The sequence below is a fragment of the Sorangium sp. So ce426 genome, assembly GCF_051475585.1.
GTDB lineage: Bacteria > Myxococcota_A > Polyangia > Polyangiales > Polyangiaceae > Sorangium > Sorangium cellulosum_B.
In genome coordinates this window covers 5,058,289-5,076,010 of record NZ_CP150341.1, presented here as the reverse complement: position 1 = coordinate 5,076,010, position 17,722 = coordinate 5,058,289, and the positions used below count along the sequence as shown (strand labels likewise).

15 protein-coding genes and 1 pseudogene are annotated in these 17,722 nt (G+C 73.1%); 10 read left to right on the top strand and 6 right to left on the bottom strand.

Features of this window, described 5'->3' with window-relative positions; all coding sequences use genetic code 11:
* Positions 1-48: 48 nt before the first annotated feature.
* Together WMF44_RS18815 and WMF44_RS18810 are read right to left on the bottom strand one after the other, a co-directional pair.
* Positions 49-522 carry an SRPBCC family protein gene (locus WMF44_RS18815; RefSeq protein WP_437300499.1) on the bottom strand — a complete coding sequence of 158 codons (474 nt, stop codon included), beginning with the start codon at positions 520-522 and terminating at the stop codon, positions 49-51.
* A gap of 669 nt (positions 523-1,191) precedes the next feature.
* Positions 1,192-1,668, bottom strand: coding sequence for an SRPBCC family protein (locus tag WMF44_RS18810; RefSeq protein WP_437300498.1), 477 nt, complete (start codon positions 1,666-1,668; stop codon positions 1,192-1,194).
* 452 nt (positions 1,669-2,120) lie between these two features.
* Here WMF44_RS18810 and WMF44_RS18805 point away from each other — a divergent pair, with 452 nt between their 5' ends.
* Positions 2,121-3,398, top strand: coding sequence for an AAA family ATPase (locus tag WMF44_RS18805; protein ID WP_437300497.1), 1,278 nt, complete (start codon positions 2,121-2,123; stop codon positions 3,396-3,398).
* Entirely contained in the window at positions 3,395-3,973 is a 579-nt protein-coding gene (locus WMF44_RS18800) for a hypothetical protein (RefSeq protein ID WP_437300496.1), read from the top strand. The genes WMF44_RS18805 and WMF44_RS18800 overlap by 4 nt, the downstream gene beginning before the upstream one ends.
* A gap of 121 nt (positions 3,974-4,094) precedes the next feature.
* Here WMF44_RS18800 and WMF44_RS18795 read toward each other — a convergent pair whose 3' ends face one another.
* Together WMF44_RS18795 and WMF44_RS18790 are read right to left on the bottom strand one after the other, a co-directional pair.
* Complete coding sequence (locus WMF44_RS18795; protein WP_437300495.1) at positions 4,095-5,126, bottom strand: hypothetical protein; 1,032 nt, start codon at positions 5,124-5,126, stop codon at positions 4,095-4,097.
* A gap of 4 nt (positions 5,127-5,130) precedes the next feature.
* Positions 5,131-6,132, bottom strand: a complete 1,002-nt coding sequence (locus WMF44_RS18790; RefSeq protein ID WP_437300494.1) for a hypothetical protein — start codon at positions 6,130-6,132, stop codon at positions 5,131-5,133.
* 376 nt (positions 6,133-6,508) lie between these two features.
* Here WMF44_RS18790 and WMF44_RS18785 point away from each other — a divergent pair, with 376 nt between their 5' ends.
* From WMF44_RS18785 to WMF44_RS18765, 5 genes are all read left to right on the top strand, one after another.
* Positions 6,509-6,826, top strand: coding sequence for a hypothetical protein (locus WMF44_RS18785; protein ID WP_437300493.1), 318 nt, complete (start codon positions 6,509-6,511; stop codon positions 6,824-6,826).
* A gap of 155 nt (positions 6,827-6,981) precedes the next feature.
* Positions 6,982-7,839, top strand: coding sequence for an MNIO family bufferin maturase (bufB, locus tag WMF44_RS18780; protein ID WP_437300492.1), 858 nt, complete (start codon positions 6,982-6,984; stop codon positions 7,837-7,839).
* The gene (locus tag WMF44_RS18775; protein ID WP_437300491.1) at positions 7,823-8,728 is read left to right on the top strand and encodes an HvfC/BufC family peptide modification chaperone; all 906 of its coding nucleotides are present in this window, start codon (positions 7,823-7,825) and stop codon (positions 8,726-8,728) included. The genes bufB and WMF44_RS18775 overlap by 17 nt, the downstream gene beginning before the upstream one ends.
* 9 nt (positions 8,729-8,737) lie before the next feature.
* A complete protein-coding gene (locus WMF44_RS18770) occupies positions 8,738-9,169 on the top strand; it encodes a secondary thiamine-phosphate synthase enzyme YjbQ (protein WP_437300490.1) in 432 nt (143 codons plus the stop codon).
* A 177-nt stretch (positions 9,170-9,346) separates the two neighbouring features.
* On the top strand, positions 9,347-10,096 hold the full coding sequence (locus WMF44_RS18765; protein WP_437300489.1) for a lysophospholipid acyltransferase family protein: 750 nt from the start codon (positions 9,347-9,349) through the stop codon (positions 10,094-10,096).
* A gap of 23 nt (positions 10,097-10,119) precedes the next feature.
* Here the strand turns inward: WMF44_RS18765 and WMF44_RS18760 are convergent, their stop codons facing one another.
* Positions 10,120-10,971 (bottom strand): SGNH/GDSL hydrolase family protein, encoded by an 852-nt coding sequence (locus tag WMF44_RS18760; protein WP_437300488.1) that lies wholly within the window; start codon positions 10,969-10,971, stop codon positions 10,120-10,122.
* 119 nt (positions 10,972-11,090) lie between these two features.
* Here WMF44_RS18760 and WMF44_RS18755 point away from each other — a divergent pair, with 119 nt between their 5' ends.
* Positions 11,091-12,470, top strand: a complete 1,380-nt coding sequence (locus tag WMF44_RS18755; protein WP_437300487.1) for a M50 family metallopeptidase — start codon at positions 11,091-11,093, stop codon at positions 12,468-12,470.
* Between the two features lie 18 nt (positions 12,471-12,488).
* A complete protein-coding gene (gene dut / locus WMF44_RS18750; RefSeq protein WP_437300486.1) occupies positions 12,489-12,947 on the top strand; it encodes a dUTP diphosphatase in 459 nt (152 codons plus the stop codon).
* Between the two features lie 815 nt (positions 12,948-13,762).
* Here dut and WMF44_RS18745 read toward each other — a convergent pair.
* A pseudogene (locus WMF44_RS18745) lies at positions 13,763-14,644 on the bottom strand (serine/threonine-protein kinase); the annotation flags it as partial.
* Positions 14,645-14,877: 233 nt separating this feature from the next.
* On the opposite strand from WMF44_RS18745, the gene WMF44_RS18740 reads away from it, so the two are divergent.
* A complete protein-coding gene (locus tag WMF44_RS18740) occupies positions 14,878-17,619 on the top strand; it encodes a phosphoenolpyruvate carboxylase (protein ID WP_437300485.1) in 2,742 nt (913 codons plus the stop codon).
* The last annotated feature ends 103 nt before the right edge of the window (positions 17,620-17,722 follow it).

Genomic DNA, 17,722 nt, shown 5'->3' with positions numbered 1-17,722 from the left:
TCCTGCGGCCGCCGCGCTCACCGCGAGGCTCGGCGCGCGGCGGCCGGATCAGGCGGCGCCGCGGCGCTTCGCGAAGTACGCCTTGATCGCCGCGACCTCCCTCGCGGTGAGCGCGGCGATGGCCGGGACGACCTGCGCGGGATCGTGACCTGCCGCGACCCCGAACTCCCGTGGAAACTCGAGGAAGGTCTTGCCCGGCTCGGTCGTGACGCGCCGGAGCCGGTAGGTCCCGGTGTATCGTTCGATGCCGAAGATCTGCCCGTGGATCCGGTAGGTGACGGTGTGCTCGGTCTCGGAGCGCGCGACCACCTCTTCCAGCGATCTCTCCCCCGAGACGAGCGTGAACGCGAACCGCGAGGGCACCTTCTCCGCGGAGCCGCCCTCCACGTAGCCGTACTCCTTGACGTTGTCCCCGAAGACGACGGGGATGAGCTTCGTGATATCGCGGACCTCTTGCCAGACCTCCTCGATGGGGGCGTCCAGCACCGCCGAGTCGTAGACGTGATACCGCGCGTCGATCATGGCTCCCTCCTCCGATGCCGCAGGCGCGACACCGCCATGCGCTGCGGAGCGATGTTATCAGGGGATGTCGCCGCCGCCCGAGCGCGCCCTCGTCACGGCGGCGTGCGCTCGGGAAGGCGAGATCGCCGTCGTGAATGGACGGCCAGGGTGGTCGCGCGCCGGCACGCCCGAGCCCTGGCCGCCCGCAGCGAAGTCGATCCGTCCCGGCCCCGTCGCTCGCGCTCGCTCCAGCGCACGCGATCCGTTGCTTCCGCCCAGGCGCAGGCCCCTCGTCCGCGCTCGAACCGTTGAAGACCCCCGGCGGCGGGTCCCTCGCGCTCACTCGAACCGTTGAAGACCCCCGGCGGCGGGTCCCTCGCGCTCACTCGAACCGTTGAAGACCCCCGGCGGCGGGTCCCTCGCGCTCACTCGAACCGTTGAAGACCCCCGGCGGCGGGTCCCTCGCGCTCACTCGAACCGTTGAAGACCCCCGGCGGCGGGTCCCTCGCGCTCACTCGAACCGTTGAAGACCCCGGCGGCGGGCCTCTCCCAACGGTTGCGGTCCGTTGAAGACCCCCGGCGCAGGCCTCTCCAGCGGTTGCTATGGGACGCCGGCCCCCTGCTGCCATCCCTCGCGGAGCCGTGGGTGCTCCACCTCGGCCCTGTGCGCTCGGCCGAGGCCGCTGTGCATCACACGGGGCGGCGGCGCTGCGCGAAGTGCTCCTTGATGGCGACGACCTCCCTCGCGGTGAGGGCCGCGACCGACGGGACGACCTTCTCAGGCTCCTGGCCCGGCGCGACGCCGAACTCCCGGGGCCACTCGAGGAACGTCTTGCCCGGCTCGGTCGTGATGCGGCGAAGCCGGTACGTCGCGATGTACCCCTCGATGCCCAGGACCTGCCCGAGCAGCCGGTACGTGACGGAGTGCTCGGTCTCGGATCGCGCGACGACCTCCTCCACGGCCTTGTCTCCCGACGGGTGGAGCGTGAACTCGAAGCGCGACGGGATCTTCTCCGCCGAGCCGCCGTCCACGTAACGGTAGTCCCTGACACCGTCACCGAAGACGATCGGCAGGAGCGCGACGATATCGCGGAGCTCTCTCCATGCCTCCTCGATGGGCGCGTCGAGCACCGCTGAATCGTAGACGTGATATCGGGCTGCGAGCATCGATGGTCCTCCCGGCGGTGTCGCACGAGCGCGACGTCCTCCCGCGCAGCGGCCGATGCTACCAGATCGTCCCGCGCCGCCGCGACCGCGCGCCCGTCACGGCGGCGCGCGCACATCCGCGCAGCAGCGGTGCGCTGGGCCTCACGACGACGCTGGGCCGCCTTCCCCTCGTCCGCGCAGGGCTGTGCCGTGGAGCGTCGCTGGCTCCAGTGCCCCGGCGGCGCAGTTGAACGGCTCGTTCCCCCGCGGCACCGCACGGTCGGACGGAGCCCTGCGGGAGCGGCTTTTCTTGCCTTTTCCCGCGCGACCCAGCAGATCACGCGTTGCCATGGTCATGACGCAGCCGATGGAGCTCCTCTGCAAGAAGGTCTGGCACACCTTCCGCGCTCATCCGCTCGCGACCCCCATCGGCCACGGCCCGAACGAACCACGGGCGACCGAGAGGGGACGCGATGCTTGAGAGGCTGGAACTGCACGACACCGGACCGGCGCCCGCGATGGCGTTCGAGCTCGCGCCGCGGCTCAACCTCTTCGCGGGCGACAACGGGCTCGGCAAGACCTTCGTGCTGGATGTCAGCTGGTTCGCGCTGACCGGCACGTGGCCCGGCTATCCCGCGGCGCCGCGACGCGGCCCAGCGGTCAAGCCAGAGATCGTCCGGGAGACGCGTGACGGGGAGGTCGTGCATCGGGTCTCCTCGTCGTTCGACTTCGAGAAGCAAAACTGGCACACCGTCTATCCACCCGGGGCCTCCAGGCGCTCCGGCCTCGTCTTCTACGCCCGGGTCGACGGCAGCTTCTCCGTGTGGGACCCGCTTCGACCCGCGGGGCACCTGCAGTCCCCGCTCGGCGTGAAATCGACGGGACCCGTGCCGGGGTTTCACTTCACGCCCGGCCAGATCTGGAACGGGCTCACCGCGGACGACCACGACGGCTCGGTGCTCTGCAATGGCCTGATCCGCGACTGGGCCACATGGCAGCTCCAGCGTGGCAGCACGCTGGAGCTGCTGACACGTGTGCTGGAGGTCCTGTCGCCGAATCCTGGGGAGACCCTCCGGCCCGGAGCAAGCACGACCCGCGTCTCGCTGCATGACGTCCGCGACATCCCGACCCTTGACATGCCCTATGGCAGTGTCCCGGTGTTGCTCGCTTCCGCCGGGATGAAGCGGATCCTCTCGTTCGCCTACCTCCTGGTCTGGATGTGGCGCGAGCACGTCGAGGCGGCGAGGCTCCGGAACACCGCGCCGGAGCGGAGCTTGGTCGTGCTCGTCGACGAGGTGGAGGCTCACCTGCACCCGCAGTGGCAGCGCGTGATCCTGCCCGCGCTGCTCCGGGTGTCCCGCGAGCTCGAGGCGTCCATCGAGACGCAGCTCTTCATCACGACGCACGCGCCGCTGGTCCTCGCCTCCGCCGAGCCGCACTTCGACGAGGCGCGCGACGCGCTCTTCCTGTTCGATCTTGACGGGGCTGAGGTCACCGTGTCGAAGCCCGCATGGAAGGCGCGCGGGGACGCCTCCGCATGGCTCACGTCCGACGTGTTCGATCTGGCGCAGGCGCGGTCCGTCGAGGCAGAGAAGGCGATCCTCGACGCGATGGCCGCGATGCGGCGGCCGAATCTGCCGATTGAGGACGTGAAGCGGATCCACCAAGAGCTGCACGACGTGCTCAAGGACACCGATCCCTTCTGGGCGCGCTGGCTCGTCAGGGCGCGTCAGGCCGGGCTCACGCCGTGATCCACGTACCTCTCCAGCCGGAGCCGGCGCGCTTCGACGCGCTCGTCCGGCAGCCCGGCCTGCGCGCCCTCGCCGCGAACGCGGAGCACCTGCCCCCAACCTGGCGGGAGTGCCTGGACGATCTCCGCGACAGCTACCGCAGCATCTGCGCCTACCTGTGCGTGCTCGTTCCGCGAGGCACCCGCGCGCGCTCCGTCGATCACGTCGCGCCGAAGTCGAAGCGCCGCGAGCTCGCGTACGAGTGGAGCAACTACCGCTTCGTGTGCTCGCTCATGAACGCGCGCAAACGCGATTTCGACGACGTCCTCGATCCGATGGAGATCCCTGATGCGTGGTTCGTCCTGGAGCTGTCGTTCCTCCAGGTGCTCCCAGCGGAAGGCCTCGACGGCGAGGTGCGCGAGCGCGTCCAGGCAACCATCGAGCGACTGAAGCTCAACGACAGGGAGTGCATCGCCGCACGGGAGCTGTATTACGTGCCGTACCTGGAGGGGAGGCTGCCGCTGGAGCTGCTCCAGGAATGGAGCCCGTTCGTTGCCAGAGAGGTCGTCCGGCAGGGACTGGCCAGGCGGGAGTAAAGCGCGAGGCGCCACACGGGCTCGGCGCCTCTTCTCTCACCGGCGCCGGCTCCCCCTCCCTGGCTTGCCGGAGAGCGGCATCTTCGTCGCGCGTCCGGCAGCCCCCGGCTGCGCGCGCCCGTCACGGCGGCGCGCGCAGATCCGCGCAGCAGCGGACGCCTGTCGAGTAGTCGAAATACGTGAAGTCGTGCGACGCGACGCGCGCCATGCACCCCTCCCGGGTCGCGCGTGCGTAGAACCCGCCGACGAACGTCCCCTCCGGATCGTCGATCCACTCGTCCAGGTTGCCGACCATGTCGGCGATCGCGTCGTCCTCCCACGCGCTCGCGCACGTGGCGGTCTCGCCCGTCCGCCGCAAGAGCGGCGCCCCGGCGACGCGCACCAGGTTGAGCCGCGGGTCGCTGTGCCCGAGCGTCACGTCGCGGTGGAGCACGCCGGCCGGGTGGTGCTCGCGGAACACGTTGCACCGCCCGTCCGCGTAGGTCGGCCCGTACGGGAACTGCTCGTCCCGCTCGCCGCGGCACGCCGTCCGCCACTCGTCGAGCGAGCAGAGCCGCTTGCCCGCGTTCCGGCACGCGAGATCCGCCTGCGCGCCGGTCGTGTAGCCCTGCGGGAGCACGCCCCTGCGCGACACCGCGCGCGGCTCGAACTCGCGCTGCTTCTGCCAGCCAGGCAGGAGCGGCAGCTCCATGCGGCGCGCCTCGTCGTCCCCGAGCTGCAGCCGCATCTTCGACCACACACGCTCGACGGACGCGGCCGCCTGGCGCGACGGAGGATAGAACGCCGAGATCTCGAGCCCCGTCTCCTTGTCGAGCAGCACCGCCTCGTAGCGATCGACGCAGAACCGGCGCGCGACCCGCACCATCTCCGGCGGACAGCGCGGCTCCGCCGGCGGCGCGAGCGCCCTCGGCCCCGGAGGCGCCCCCACGAGCGGCGGCGCCACGTCCGGCGCCCCGGCCCCGGCGTCCTCCGCGCCGGTCCCCGCGTCCTCCGCGCTCGGCCCCGCGTCCGCCCCGCCGCGCTCCGGCTCCGAGCGGCAGCCCGCGAGCCCCGTCCACGCGAGCGCCGCGGCGCTGACGCAGGCGAGCGCCGCGGCCGCGAGGCGGCGGCCGGCGCAGGGCCGCGTGGAGCGCTCGGCGGATCGCGCCGGCATCGGGTCAGCGGATCGCGCCGGCATACGGGTCGATGGACGCCGGCTCGCGGCAGAAGAAGCGGCGGAGCACGAGGTAGTGATGGATCGGCAGCAGCCGCGTCTCCTCCTTCATTGACAGCCCCATCCGGCTGATCTCGGCGCCCTGGAACGGCGTCTTCGGATAGCAGCGGACGATCCCGGAGAGCGCCTCGTACTCGTCGAGCAGCCCGAGCACGTGCCCCACCTCGTGGGCGAGCACGGGCAGCGACCAGCCGGCCCGCATCGCGCTGAAGTACGGCGTCCTGCCGCACGTCGGCGAGAGCGGCACCGCGAGGTCGACCCGGAGCGCCCGCGCACGCGCCTCGTCCGCCAGCACGAAGTCGAAATCGTAACGCACCGGCAGCCCGAAGGCGCGCGCGTCGCGGTTCCAGTACCCCTCGGCCTCGTCCGACCAGCGCGCGAGCAGCGCGCGGATCGCGGCCGGCGTCGCCCTCGCCGTGAACACGCCGGACCCCGGGCAGGCGTCCGTCGATCCCGAGCGCGCGTACGGTGTCCCGCGGCACGCGATCGCACCCCCGAGCCGGGCGGAGAGCCCGCAGTCGGGCAGCTCGAGCCAGCCCGCGCCCTCCGGCGGGTCGACCGCGATCCGCACGTCGACCTCCCAGGCGCCGCCGCGCCGCCGCACGAGGTAGCTCATCGGGCCGAAGAAGAGGCCGTAGTGCGGCATCACCCCGGCGATCCGCCGCTCCCCCTCCGGCACGTCGCCGCGCGCCCCGGAGAAGACGCGGCGCGGAGCCGGCTGGCACAGGTACGCGTCCTTCGCGATCGCGTCGGCCAGGATGTCCCGGAACGTCGCCTCCCGCCCTTCGAGGACCACACCGCTCATCACCTCGAGCTCGGCGGCGATCGCATCGACAGGGAGCTCGCGCCCGGAGCCCGCATCACCCGCCGCGCCGCCCGGCGCGCCGGCCCCCGCGCGCGGAGCCCCGCCGCAGCCGGCCACCCCCAGCGAGAGCGCTGCGAGCACCGGGAGCGCCCCGCGACGCGGGTGGACGAGGACACGCCACGGCGCCGCCGCGCCGCGCCGGACGCTTTGTCTTGCGCCTGCCGTCCGAAGCGAGTTACGTCGTGCATGGAACGCTGCACGCTGGCCGCGCGCCCCAGCCGCAGAGGCTACGTCGCCGGACGCCGTGCACGCAGGGGGGGCTCGCGTGGGCGTGGAGGTCAACCCCGCTCACTTACGGGGAGTTGAATGAAGAATCAACGCGTCCGAAGTGAAACCGTGGAACCGGCCGGGCGTAGTGACGCGTAGCCGATGGGCTCGGCGCGGCCGAGAGGCCGGCGAGACCCGACGGGCTCCAGCGCGCGGGCGCGCCATGCTGGCGAGGCGCGCGGTGGGCTCGATGATCGCGACGAAGACGAGCGTGGAGGATCAGATGACGATCGACATGGGCAAGACGTTGGCGTTGACGGCGGTGTCGGGCATGGTGGCGGGCCTCGCGGGCTGCGCCTCGTCGCCTCCGCCCGCGCCCGAGACGGGCGCCGCCCCCGCGGCCGACGCGCCTCCGGCCGCGGCGCCGGAGAACGCCGCGAAGGCGTGCTGTGCCGGCAAGAACGAGTGCAAGGGCAAGGGCGGCTGCAAGAGCGACAGCCACGCGTGCGCCGGCCAGAACGAGTGCAAGGGCAAGGGCGGCTGCAAGCCGGCCGACTGCTCGTCGTAGCTCGGCGCGCCCGGCCCGGCGGAGTCCGGCGGATCCACGCGGATCCGCCAGCTTCGCTGGGCCGTCGGGCCATGCCACGCGGATCCGCCGGATCCGATGGATCGTGAGGCGCCGCGGCGCACCCCTCCACCCCTGAGCAAGGCTCGCGGTGAACCATGGTGAACCCCGAACGGATGCGGCTGGGACTCCCCGACCTCGGCGTCGGCGTCGGGCTGCGCATCCCGCACTACCGGCACATCTTCGAGCACCGGCCCCGGGTCGACTGGTTCGAGATCATCAGCGAGAACTTCATGGTCGACGGCGGCATGCCGATCGCCCACCTCGAGCGCGTCCTCTCGAGCTACCGCCTCGTCCAGCACGGCGTCTCGCTGTCGATCGGCAGCACGGATCCGCTCGATTTCGACTACCTGCGCCGGCTGAAGGCGCTGCTCGCCAGGGTGGGCTCGCCCTGGGTGAGCGATCACCTCTGCTGGACGGGCGCGCACGGGATCAACCTGCACGACCTGCTCCCCTTGCCGTACACCGAAGAGGCCGTGCGGCACGTCGCGGCGCGGGCGCGGGTGGTGCAAGACTTCCTCGAGGTCCGGCTCGCGCTCGAGAACGTGTCGAGCTACCTGACCTTCACGGCCAGCCGGATGAGCGAGTGGGAGTTCCTCTCCGCGATCGCGGAGGAGGCCGACTGCGGCATCCTGCTCGACGTCAACAACGTCTACGTCTCCTCGTACAACCACGGCTTCGATCCGGAGGCCTACATCGACGGCGTGCCGCACCACCGGATCGTGCAGTTCCACCTCGCCGGCCACACGCACCAGGGCGCGTACATCCTCGACACCCACAGCGATCACGTGGTCGACGCCGTGTGGGCGCTCTACCGGCGCGCCGTCGCCCGCGCCGGCGACGTCTCGACGCTCATCGAGTGGGACGACGACATCCCCTCGTTCGAGGTCCTCGCCGCCGAGGCGGAGAAGGCGCGGGCGATCCGGGAGGAGGTGGCGCGTGCGCGCGCCGCCTGACCCCGCGCCCCCGGCCGGCCTCGCCGCCCTGATGCGCCAGCTCACCCGCATGTTCACGGCGGGCGCGCCGCTCCCGGACGACGCCGAGCTCGCCGGCCTGTGCCGCGAGCACGTCGCCGGGAGCGAGCGGCTCGCGCCCGCCGAGCAGGCCGACATCTACCGGCGGCAGTTCTGGCTGCGGCACAGGGACGCGCTCCGCGAGGACTACCCCGCGCTGGCGCACGTCCTCGGCGACGACGGCTTCGACGCGTTCGCGAGGGCCTACCTCGCGGCGCACCCGCCCGCGAGCTTCACGCTGCGCGACCTCGGGCGAGACGTCGCCGATTTCGCGGGCGCGCACGACGGGTTCCCCCCCGCCCTGCGGGATCTCGCGCGCGACGTGGCGCGGTACGAGCACGCCCTCGTCGATCTGTTCGACGGCGCCTCGCCCCCTCCGCTCGATCCGGCGAAGGTGACGGGCATGCCGGCGGACGGCTGGTCCACCGCCAGGATCGTCCTTCACCCGCTGCTCGCGCTGGTGCGGCTCGACCACCCGGCGCACGTCCTCCGGAGCGAGCTCAAGCAGGGCCGGTCGCCCGCGCTGCCCGCGCCCCGCCCCGTCCGCCTCGCCGTGTTCCGCGGCGCGGATCTCACGATCCGCTTCGAAGAGCTCGAGCCGCCGGCGTTCGCGCTCCTCGAGGCGCTCGGGCGGGGCGTGCCGCTCGTCCCGGCGTGTGAGGAGGTGGCGGCCGGAGCCCACGGAGCGGAGGCGTGCGGCCGCCAGTCGCCGGGCGGCGGCGAGTTGGCGGGCGCGGCGCTGGCCGAGCGCGTCGGCGTGTGGTTCCAGCGCTGGACGAGCTGGGGGCTCATCGTCGACGTCGTGCCGGGCGCCCGCGCCGAAGGCGGCTAAGATGGCGCGGTGACCACCATCGTCCAGCGCACGCTCGAGATCCGCACGAACGGCCGGGGTTTCGTCGACATCACGCGCGAGGTCGCGCGCGTCGTCACCGGCGCGGGCGTCGACGTCGGGCTCTGCGCCGTGTTCCTGCAGCACACGTCCGCGAGCCTCATCCTCCAGGAAAACGCCGATCCGGCCGTCCTCCGCGACCTGGAGCGCTGGATGTCGCGCCTCGCCCCGGAGGGCCGCGAGTACGAGCACGACGACGAGGGCCCCGACGACATGCCGGGCCACCTCAGGAGCGCCATCACCCGCTCGAGTGAGGTGATCCCGATCTCCGGCGGCCGCCTCGCGCTCGGGACCTGGCAAGCCCTGTATGTCTGGGAGCACCGTAGTTCTCCCCACGCGCGCCGCGTGGTAGTGACCGTGACCGGCACCACAGCCGGGGGTTGAGTGGTATACTTTGCGGCGTTCGCGCAGCGGACGAGCGCTGGATGAGCGCTGCATCAGCACTGGATGAGCTCGGCGCCCTCGGGGGCCGCTTGCCCGCCGCGTACGGCAGGGCCTGCTCGGTCGCCAGCGCGCCACGCGATCCCCTCACCCTTCAGCGGAGCCAGCGGGAAGAGAGCGATGAGCCTTCAGACGACGTTCATGGGAATCTTCGACACTGCCCGGATCTGCTTTCCGACCGTGGTGGACGCGATGATCGGGCGTGTGACCCTCGAGCGCTGCGATGAGCGCCTGGACTGGTGGGCGCGCAAGGTGCTCGAGGACGCGGACGTGGATCTGGTGGTGCGCGGGCGCGAGCACGCCTCGGGCGCACGGCCGTTCGTCGTGATGTCGAACCACCAGAGCCTCTTCGACATCCCGGTGGTGTTCCGCGCGATCCCCGGGCGGCTGCGGATGATCGCCAAGAAGGAGCTGTTCAACGTGCCGATCTTCGGCCATGCGATGAAGGCGGCGGGGTTCATCCGGATCAACCGGAGCGACCACGTCCAGGCCAGCGCGAGCCTGCAGGTGGGCGCGTCCATGCTGCAGGACGGGACCCGGGTCTGGATCGCGCCGGAGGGGACGCGGAGCAAGACCGGCGCGCTCCTCCCGTTCAAGAGCGGCGGCTTCCGGATGGCGATCGAGACCAACACGCCCATCCTCCCGGTGGCGATCGACGGCACGCGGCACGTGCTCCGGGCCAAGGATTTCGTCGTGCAGGAGCACCACCGCGTGGTGGTCACGATCATGCCGCCGATCGATCCCGCGCCCTACGGCGCCGGGGGCCGCAACCGGCTCATGCGGGACGTGAGGGCGGCGATCGCAGGGGCGCTCGGCCACGATCCCGGGCTGGTCCACCGCGGCGCAGGCGTCGCGACGTCGGCGGCGTAGGGCGCCGGCCGGTCAGCTCGCGATCACTCCGCCCGCCGCTCCAACACCTGAGCGCCCGGCTGGGCCGCGCTCTCCGGGGCCTCCGCCCGGGAGCGGTGCTCCTCCGGCGGAGACGGCCGGAGCGCCCAGGGGCTGCGCGCCGGCGCCGCCTCGCCGGCCGGGAGGTGCTCCGCCGTGAGCCAGCTCCAGAAGGCCTCGGCCCAGCGCGCGCCCCCGACCTCGTTCGGGTGGATCTTGTCCTTCTGGCGCGGGAGGGGGCCCGGCACCAGCGCGTCGGAGTCGAAGAAGCGGCACGGCGCCGAGTTCGTCCGGATCACGTCGATGATGCCGGTGTCCTTGCGCCACAGCGGCGGCGACACCCACACGCACGGGCGACCGCCGATCGCCTTGACGATGCGGCGGATCGCGCCGGCGTGGGCCGGCGGGTTGACGTTCTCCACCTCGTTGGCGCCCAGGCTGATGATCACGAGGTCCGGCTGGTAGTTCGCGACAAGGAGCTCCATCCTGGAGGCCCACGTCACCGTGTACGAGCTGGTCTCCGCCTTCACCGCGTAGCGCACGCGGTGCGCCTGCATCCTCGGGCGGAGCGCCTGCGCGAAGCCCGCCACCGCGAACGAGTCGCCGACGTGGAGGACCGCCGTGTTGGGCGGAACCGCAAACTCGGGGGGCGCGGCGGCCGGCGGCGCGGCGGCGGCCTCGACCGGAGCGGAGGCCTCGGGCGGGCGGGCGGCGGCCGGCGCGGACGCCTCCGACGGCGGCGCGGGCGCCGGCACGGCCCCGGGGGATGGCGTGGGCGCCGGCGCGGCGCCGCACGCCATGCCCGCCGCGGCGACCCCGGCGAGCGCCCATGTCCTGACCCGGATCTCCCTGCCCATGCTCGCTCCCGGCGCCGCGCCCGCGCGGGCCGGCTCGCCCGCGCGGCGCGCACTCTACGGCCGGCCGCGTCCGCACGGCAATCATTGAGCGAACGGCCCGCACGGCTTATTACATGCGCATGAGCTTCCGTCTGTTTGGAGTCTCGGTCGACGTCCAGATCGGGTTCTGGCTCTCCGCCGCCCTGCTCGGGTACGCGTTCCTCGCCGGGCAGCAGTACCAGCTGTTCCTCGTCTGGATCCTCGTGGTCTTCCTGTCGGTCCTGATGCACGAGTTCGGCCACGCGCTCGCCATCAAGCGGTACCGGATCGAGCCGGAGATCACGCTCCACTTCATGGGCGGGACCACGACCTGGCGCTCGCTCCTGCCCCTCGGGCGGCTCCAGCACGTGCTGATCAGCCTGGCAGGCCCCTTCGCCGGCTTCGCCGTCGCCGGGCTCCTTCACCTCGTGCTCAGCTACGGCCCGGCGCTCTATGCCCTCCCGGACATGGTGCTGAGCGGGATGGAGCTGCTCATCAAGGTCAACCTGGTGTGGGGCCTCCTCAACCTGATCCCCGTGCTCCCGTTCGACGGCGGCCACGTGCTCGAGCACGCGCTCGGCCCGAAGCGGGCCCGGCTGACGGCGGCCATCTCGGGCGTCGCCGCCGTGCTCCTCGCCATCTTCTTCCTGAGGGCGGGGTTCTTCTTCTTCTCGTTCATCCTCGGCATGTCGGCGTTCCAGAGCCTGCAGCGGTTCCGCAGCGAGCCGGCGGCGCCGTCGCCCTCCATGAACCGCCGGCGAGCGGAGTTCCAGGAGGAGCCGATGCCGCCCGAGACGGCCGTCCTGCTCCAGCGGGCGCGTCGGGCCGTGGAGGACGAGCGGACGGGCGAGGCGATGGCGCTCTCGGCGGAGGTGCTCGCGCAGTCGCCGGCGCCGCCGAAGCGCGCGCTCCGGGAGGCGCACGAGCTCATCGGCTGGTCGCACCTGCTCCTCGGCGACGCGAAGCGCGCGGGGGAAGCGCTGGCTCAGGCGCGCAAGCAGGGCGAGCCCGACCCGGCGCTCGTCGGCGCGATTCACCTCGCGCTCGGGGAGCTGAAGCAGGCGCGGAAGGTGCTGGAGGCGGCCCGCGAGGCCGGCGACGACCGGAAGGAGGTCGCGGGCCCGCTGATCCGGGTGCTCGTGGAGCAGGGCGAGGCGGCGCGGGCCGCGGCCGTGGCGCTGGACATCGTGGAGCAGCTCTCGGAGGACGACGCGCGGAGGATGGCGGAGATCGCGTTCGAGCGCGGCGCGTTCGACTGGTCGGCGCGGCTCTACGAGGCGATCTTCCGCCGCGTGGGCCTCGGCGAGGACGCGTACGGCGCGGCGCGCGCGAGCGCCAAGGACGGGAACCTCGAGGGGGCGCTCGATCTGCTCCGGCGCGCGGTGGAGGCCGGGTTCTCGGATCGGGCGCGGGCGTGGTCGGACTCGGCGCTCGAGGCGCTCCGGGGCTCGGCGCTCGAGGCGGTGCTGCCGCGCCCGTGACCGGCTAGGCTCCGCCGCGTGCGCATCCAGGTGCCTTTCCTCCGCGTGGGGCCGATCGAGGTCCCTCCCCCCGCCTACCAGTCCGAGGGAGCCGTCGGGCTCGATCTCTGCGCGGCCATCGAGGCGCCGGTGACGCTCGCGCCCGGGGAGCGGAGGCTCGTGCCCACGGGCTACGCGGTCGCCCTCCCCGACGGCCACGAGGGGCAGGTGCGGCCGCGCTCGGGGCTCGCGCTGCACCACGGCGTCACCGTGCTGAACAGCCCCGGGACGATCGATCCGGACTACCGCGGGGAGATCAAGGTCGTCCTGATCAACCTCGGCGCAGCGCCGTTCACGGTGCACCGCGGCGATCGGATCGCCCAGCTCGTGATCTGCCCGGTCGCCCTCGCGGACGTGGTCCTGGTCCCCGCGCTCGCGCCGACGGCGCGCGGCGCGGGCGGCTACGGATCGACAGGCGTGCGGCGCGAGGAGCCCTGAAGCGACAAACGGGTTGAAACCCCAAGAAAGAGCAGAAATTTCACAGGGAGGCGGGGAGGCGGGGAGCGAGAGACGGCAAGAGGGAGCAATTCATTTTCTTCTTCCTCCCCGCCTCCCCGCCTCCCTGTGAAATTTCTCCGGGTTTCAACGTGATCGGTGTTCTAGCGGTCCGACGAGAACAGCCGGAACACCGCGATCCCGATGCCCAGGACCACGAGGCCCACCGCGACGTGGAAGAGCCCGATGGGGCCCACGCCGCCGACGGGGCCCACGCCGATGCGCTGGCCGCCAAAGAGCAGCGAGGCGGCCGCGAGATCGAGGAGGGTGATGACGACGCCCGCGCCGGCGAGCCGCACCGGCAACGCGAACATCGCCATGAGCTCCCCGGTGCTCAGGCTGGGGCGCGCGGGCGCGCGCTCCATCATCGGGGGCGGCATCCTCGACGGCGCATAGGACGGCCGCGCGAAGGGCGCGGGCGCGGGAGGAGACCAGTCGAGCGCGAGCGGCACGACCGGCTCGGTGGGGAGGCTGTGCGGCGGCAAGCGGCCGCCGCCGCGCTCCGGCAGGTGGAGCTCCCGGGCCGTCGCCTCCGCGAACGCCGCCGGCGCCGCGAGGGCGGTGCCCTGGAGGAGATCCTGCGACCGCGTCGAGCCCGGCGACGAGGGCGATGCGGGCAACACCGAGGAGCGGACGCGGGCGGCGGCCGGCGCCTGGCTCCGGCTGGGCACCGCGATCGGCGGAGCGCTCCGCGGCAGCCCGAGCGCCTGCTCGACCTCGTCCCAGAACGCCCCGATGTCCCGGAAGCGCTCGCGCGGATCCACGGCCAGCGCCCGACGGAAGGCGGCCTCCAGCGCGTCGGGCACGAAGATGCCCTCGCTCCTCGGCGTGGGGCGGCGCTTCTCGTCGAGCACCGTGCCCATCATCGCCACGTGATCCCCGCCGATGATCTCGCGGCCGGCGAGCGCCTCGACGACGGTCACGGCGAGCCCCCAGACGTCGGTCCAGGGGCCCGTCTTGCCGAAGCGCTTCGGCGCCCACTGCTCGGGCGCGCCGTAGGCGGGCGTGAACGCCGTCGAGAGGCCGCCCGACGTGGTGGCGGTCTGGCCGGCCATGACCGTCGCGGCGTCGCGGGCGCGGGCGATGCCGAAGTCGAGGATCTTGACGACCTCCGCGCCGTGGATCTGGGCGAGGAAGAGGTTCGCCGGCTTGAGATCGCGGTGCACCACGCACGTGGGGCCGCTCGGCCCGGGGAACAGGTGCGCCGCCTCGAGCGCGCGCGCGACCGGCGCGAGCAGCCGGATCACCTCCCCCGGCGCGAGCTGCGGCGCTCCGATCGCCGCGCGGGAGGCGATGTGGCTCGCGAGCGTGCGGCCCTCGAGCCACTCCAGCGCGATGAACGGCACGAAGGCGCCGGTCGCGGTCGAGATCACGTCGTGGTGCAGCGGCCTGACGACGGCAGGGATCGCGGCCGACAGGCGGAACAGCAGTTCCGCTTCTTCACGAAATTTTTCAAGAAACTGCACGCGCAGCTGCTCGGGCAGCGTCGCCGGGACCTTGAGGCACTTCAGCGCGACAGGCGCTCGAAAAGCCTCGTGGTACGCCCGATAGACGACGCCGAACCCACCCTCGGCGACGACCCGCTCTACCTTGAACGCCCCCTGGGTCGTGCCGACGATCCCGAACACATCATCGGCCATCCGCCAGAGGGTACACGAGCTCGACGAGGCTTCGAAAGGGCGCGGATGAACGGGCGATGCACGGACCGTGCTCGCACCACCGCCCACCCGCCAAGGCCCCCGAGGCGCGCCACCTGCCCCGACCCGAGGGGCGCCACCCGCCCCGGCGCCGCCACACCCCCGGCGCCACCGACCGTCCGCCCAGGCCACACTCGGTGGTCCGTTTTACGCCGCATCGCGCTAGGCTGGCGCCCATGCCGCCGCGCCGCCGCGAGGTCGATCGACCTCTTCGCAAAGAAGTTCGCCTGCTTGGACGCCTGCTCGGGGAAGTGTTGATCGAGCAGGAGGGAGAAGAGCTCTTCGCCATCGAGGAGCGCATCCGTACGCTCGCCATCCGCCGGCGGCGCGGCCCCAGCGACGGCCGCGCGCACGCGGCCGCGGAGCTCAGCAAGCTGCTCGCGGAGCTGCCCCACGACCGCCTCGAGCCCGTCATCCGCGCGTTCACCGTCTACTTCCGGCTCGTCAACCTCGCGGAGCAGCACCACCGCATCCGCCGCGCGCGCGCGTACGCGACGGATCCCGGCGCGCGGCCGCAGCGCGGGTCGATCGAGGCCGCGATGCACACGCTCAAGAAGGCCGGCGTGCCGGCGGAGCGCGTGCGCGCCGCGCTCAGGACGCTCGACGTGACGCTCACCCTCACCGCGCACCCGACGGAGGCCGCGCGGCGCACGGTGCTCGAGAAGCTCTACCGCATCGCGAAGAACCTCGAGGAGCGCGATCGCTGCCAGCTGACGCCCGACGAGGCGGCGCTCAAGCTCGCCGAGATCCGCGAGGAGATCACCGCGCTCTGGCAGACCGACGAGGTGCGCCGCGATCGCCCCACCGTCGGCGACGAGGTGAAGAACGTCGCCTGGTACATCGAGGAGATCCTCTGGGATCTGCTCCCCGATCTGCCCACCGTGATCGGGCGCGCGTTCGAGGCCGCCTACGGCGAGCCGCTCGACGCGGAGATCGCGCCGCTCCGGATCCACTCGTGGGTCGGCGCCGACATGGACGGCAACCCGCTCGTCGTGCCCGCCGTGCTCGAGGACGCGCTGTTCGCCTACCGCATCCGCGGGCTGCGCCGGCTCGTCCGGGCGGTGCGCGACCTCGGCGGCGCGCTGTCGCAGTCGGTCCGGCACGTCACGCCGCCGCCGTGGCTGCTCGCCTCGATCGAGGAGGACGCCGCCGCGATGCCCGAGGTGGCCGCGCACTTCGGCCCGCGCACCGAGGGCGAGCCGTGGCGCCGCAAGCTGCACTTCATCGAGGCGCGCCTCACCGCGACGCTCGAGCACGCGGAGCACGGCCGGGCGGAGGCGCGCGCGCGCTCCGGGCAGGGCCCCGCGCGCGAGGGGCGCGCCTTCGTGCGCCCGGAGGAGCCGACGCTCGCCGTCCCCTACCGCGAGCCCGCGGAGCTCGAGCGCGACCTCGCGGTCGTCGCCGACAGCCTGCGCGCCGCGCGCTGCGCGAGCTCGGGCGAGCGCCGGGCGCGGGCGCTGCTCTCGCAGGTGCGCGCGCTCGGGTTCGCGCTCGCGGAGCTCGAGATGCGCGCGCCGGCCGAGGACGCGCGCGCCGCGGCGGCCAGCGTCGCGGAGGGCCGCGTCGAGCCGGCGCAGATGACGCCCGAGGCGCGCCGCGTGTTCGAGGCGCTCCAGCGCATCGCCGCGGCGCAGCGCGACGGCGGCGAGGCGTCCTGCCGCACGCTCGTGCTGTCGATGACCCACAGCGAGGACGACGTCCTCGCCGCGCTCGCGAGCGCGAAGGCCGCCGGGCTGTGGGACGAGGCGCGGTCGTGCGCGCGGATCGACGTCGTGCCGCTGTTCGAGTCGCTCGCCGCGCTGAACGACAGCGCGAGGATCCTGCGCGCGCTGCTGGCGCACCCCGAGTACCGGCCGCACGTCCTCGCCCGCGGCGTGCAGGAGGTGATGATCGGCTACAGCGACTCCGGCAAGGAGGTCGGCCTGCTCGCGGCGAGCGCGGCGCTCCGGCGCGTGCAGGAGACGCTGCCGAAGATCGCCGCGGAGGCGGAGCTGCCGCTCCGCGTCTTCCACGGCCGCGGCGAGTCGGTGGCGCGCGGCGGCGGGCCGGCGCACCAGGCGCTGCTCGCCCTGCCGGCCGGCAGCGTCGGCGGCCGCTACAAGGCGACCGAGCAGGGAGAGGCGCTCGACCACAAGTACGCGCGCCCCGAGCTCGCGATGCGCACGCTGGAGATCATGCTGAGCGGCGTGCTCCTGCACACGCTGGGCGCGCAGCCGCGGCCGCCCGCCGCGTCCGAGCTGCGCTACGCCGCGGCGTTCGACGAGCTCGCCGAGACGGGCCGGCGCGCCTACCGCGCGCTCGTCTGGGACGAGCCCAGGTTCGTGGAGTTCTTCACGGCCGTGACCCCGATCGACGAGATCGCGCGCCTGCCGCTCGGCTCGCGCCCGAGCAAGCGCCGCGCGGGCGGCCTGGAGTCGCTGCGCGCGATCCCGTGGGTCTTCGCGTGGACGCAGAACCGGGCCATCCTCCCGGGGTGGTACGGCGTCGGCAGCGGCCTGGAGGCGATGGGCCAGCGCCCCGAGGGCGCGGAGCTGCTGAAGGAGATGATGGCGTCGTGGCCGTTCTTCCGGGCGGTCATCGACAACGTCGAGATGGTGCTCGCGAAGGCCGACATGACGATCTTCGCGGGCTACGCGGAGCTCGCGCCGGCCGCCGCGCGCAAGGCGGTCGCGCCGCGGATCATCGCGGAGTACAAGCGGACGCGGTCGTGGCTCAAGCGGCTCACGGGCAACCGGCGGCTGCTCGAGGGCAACCCGACGCTCCAGCGGTCCATCTCGCTGCGCAATCCTTACGTCGACCCCCTTTCATTCCTGCAAGTCGAGCTCCTGCGGGCGAGCCGCGGCGGGGACTCGGGGCGCGATCGCTCGCTCCTGCTCACGCTGAACGGCATCGCCGCCGGCATGCGCAACACGGGGTGAACGGCGCGCCCTCGGCGCCGCGCGGAGCGCCACGCGGCGCGGCGCGCTCGCTCGACGCCGCGCGGCGCTGTCGTCCAACGCCCGGCGTCGTCGAACAACGGTC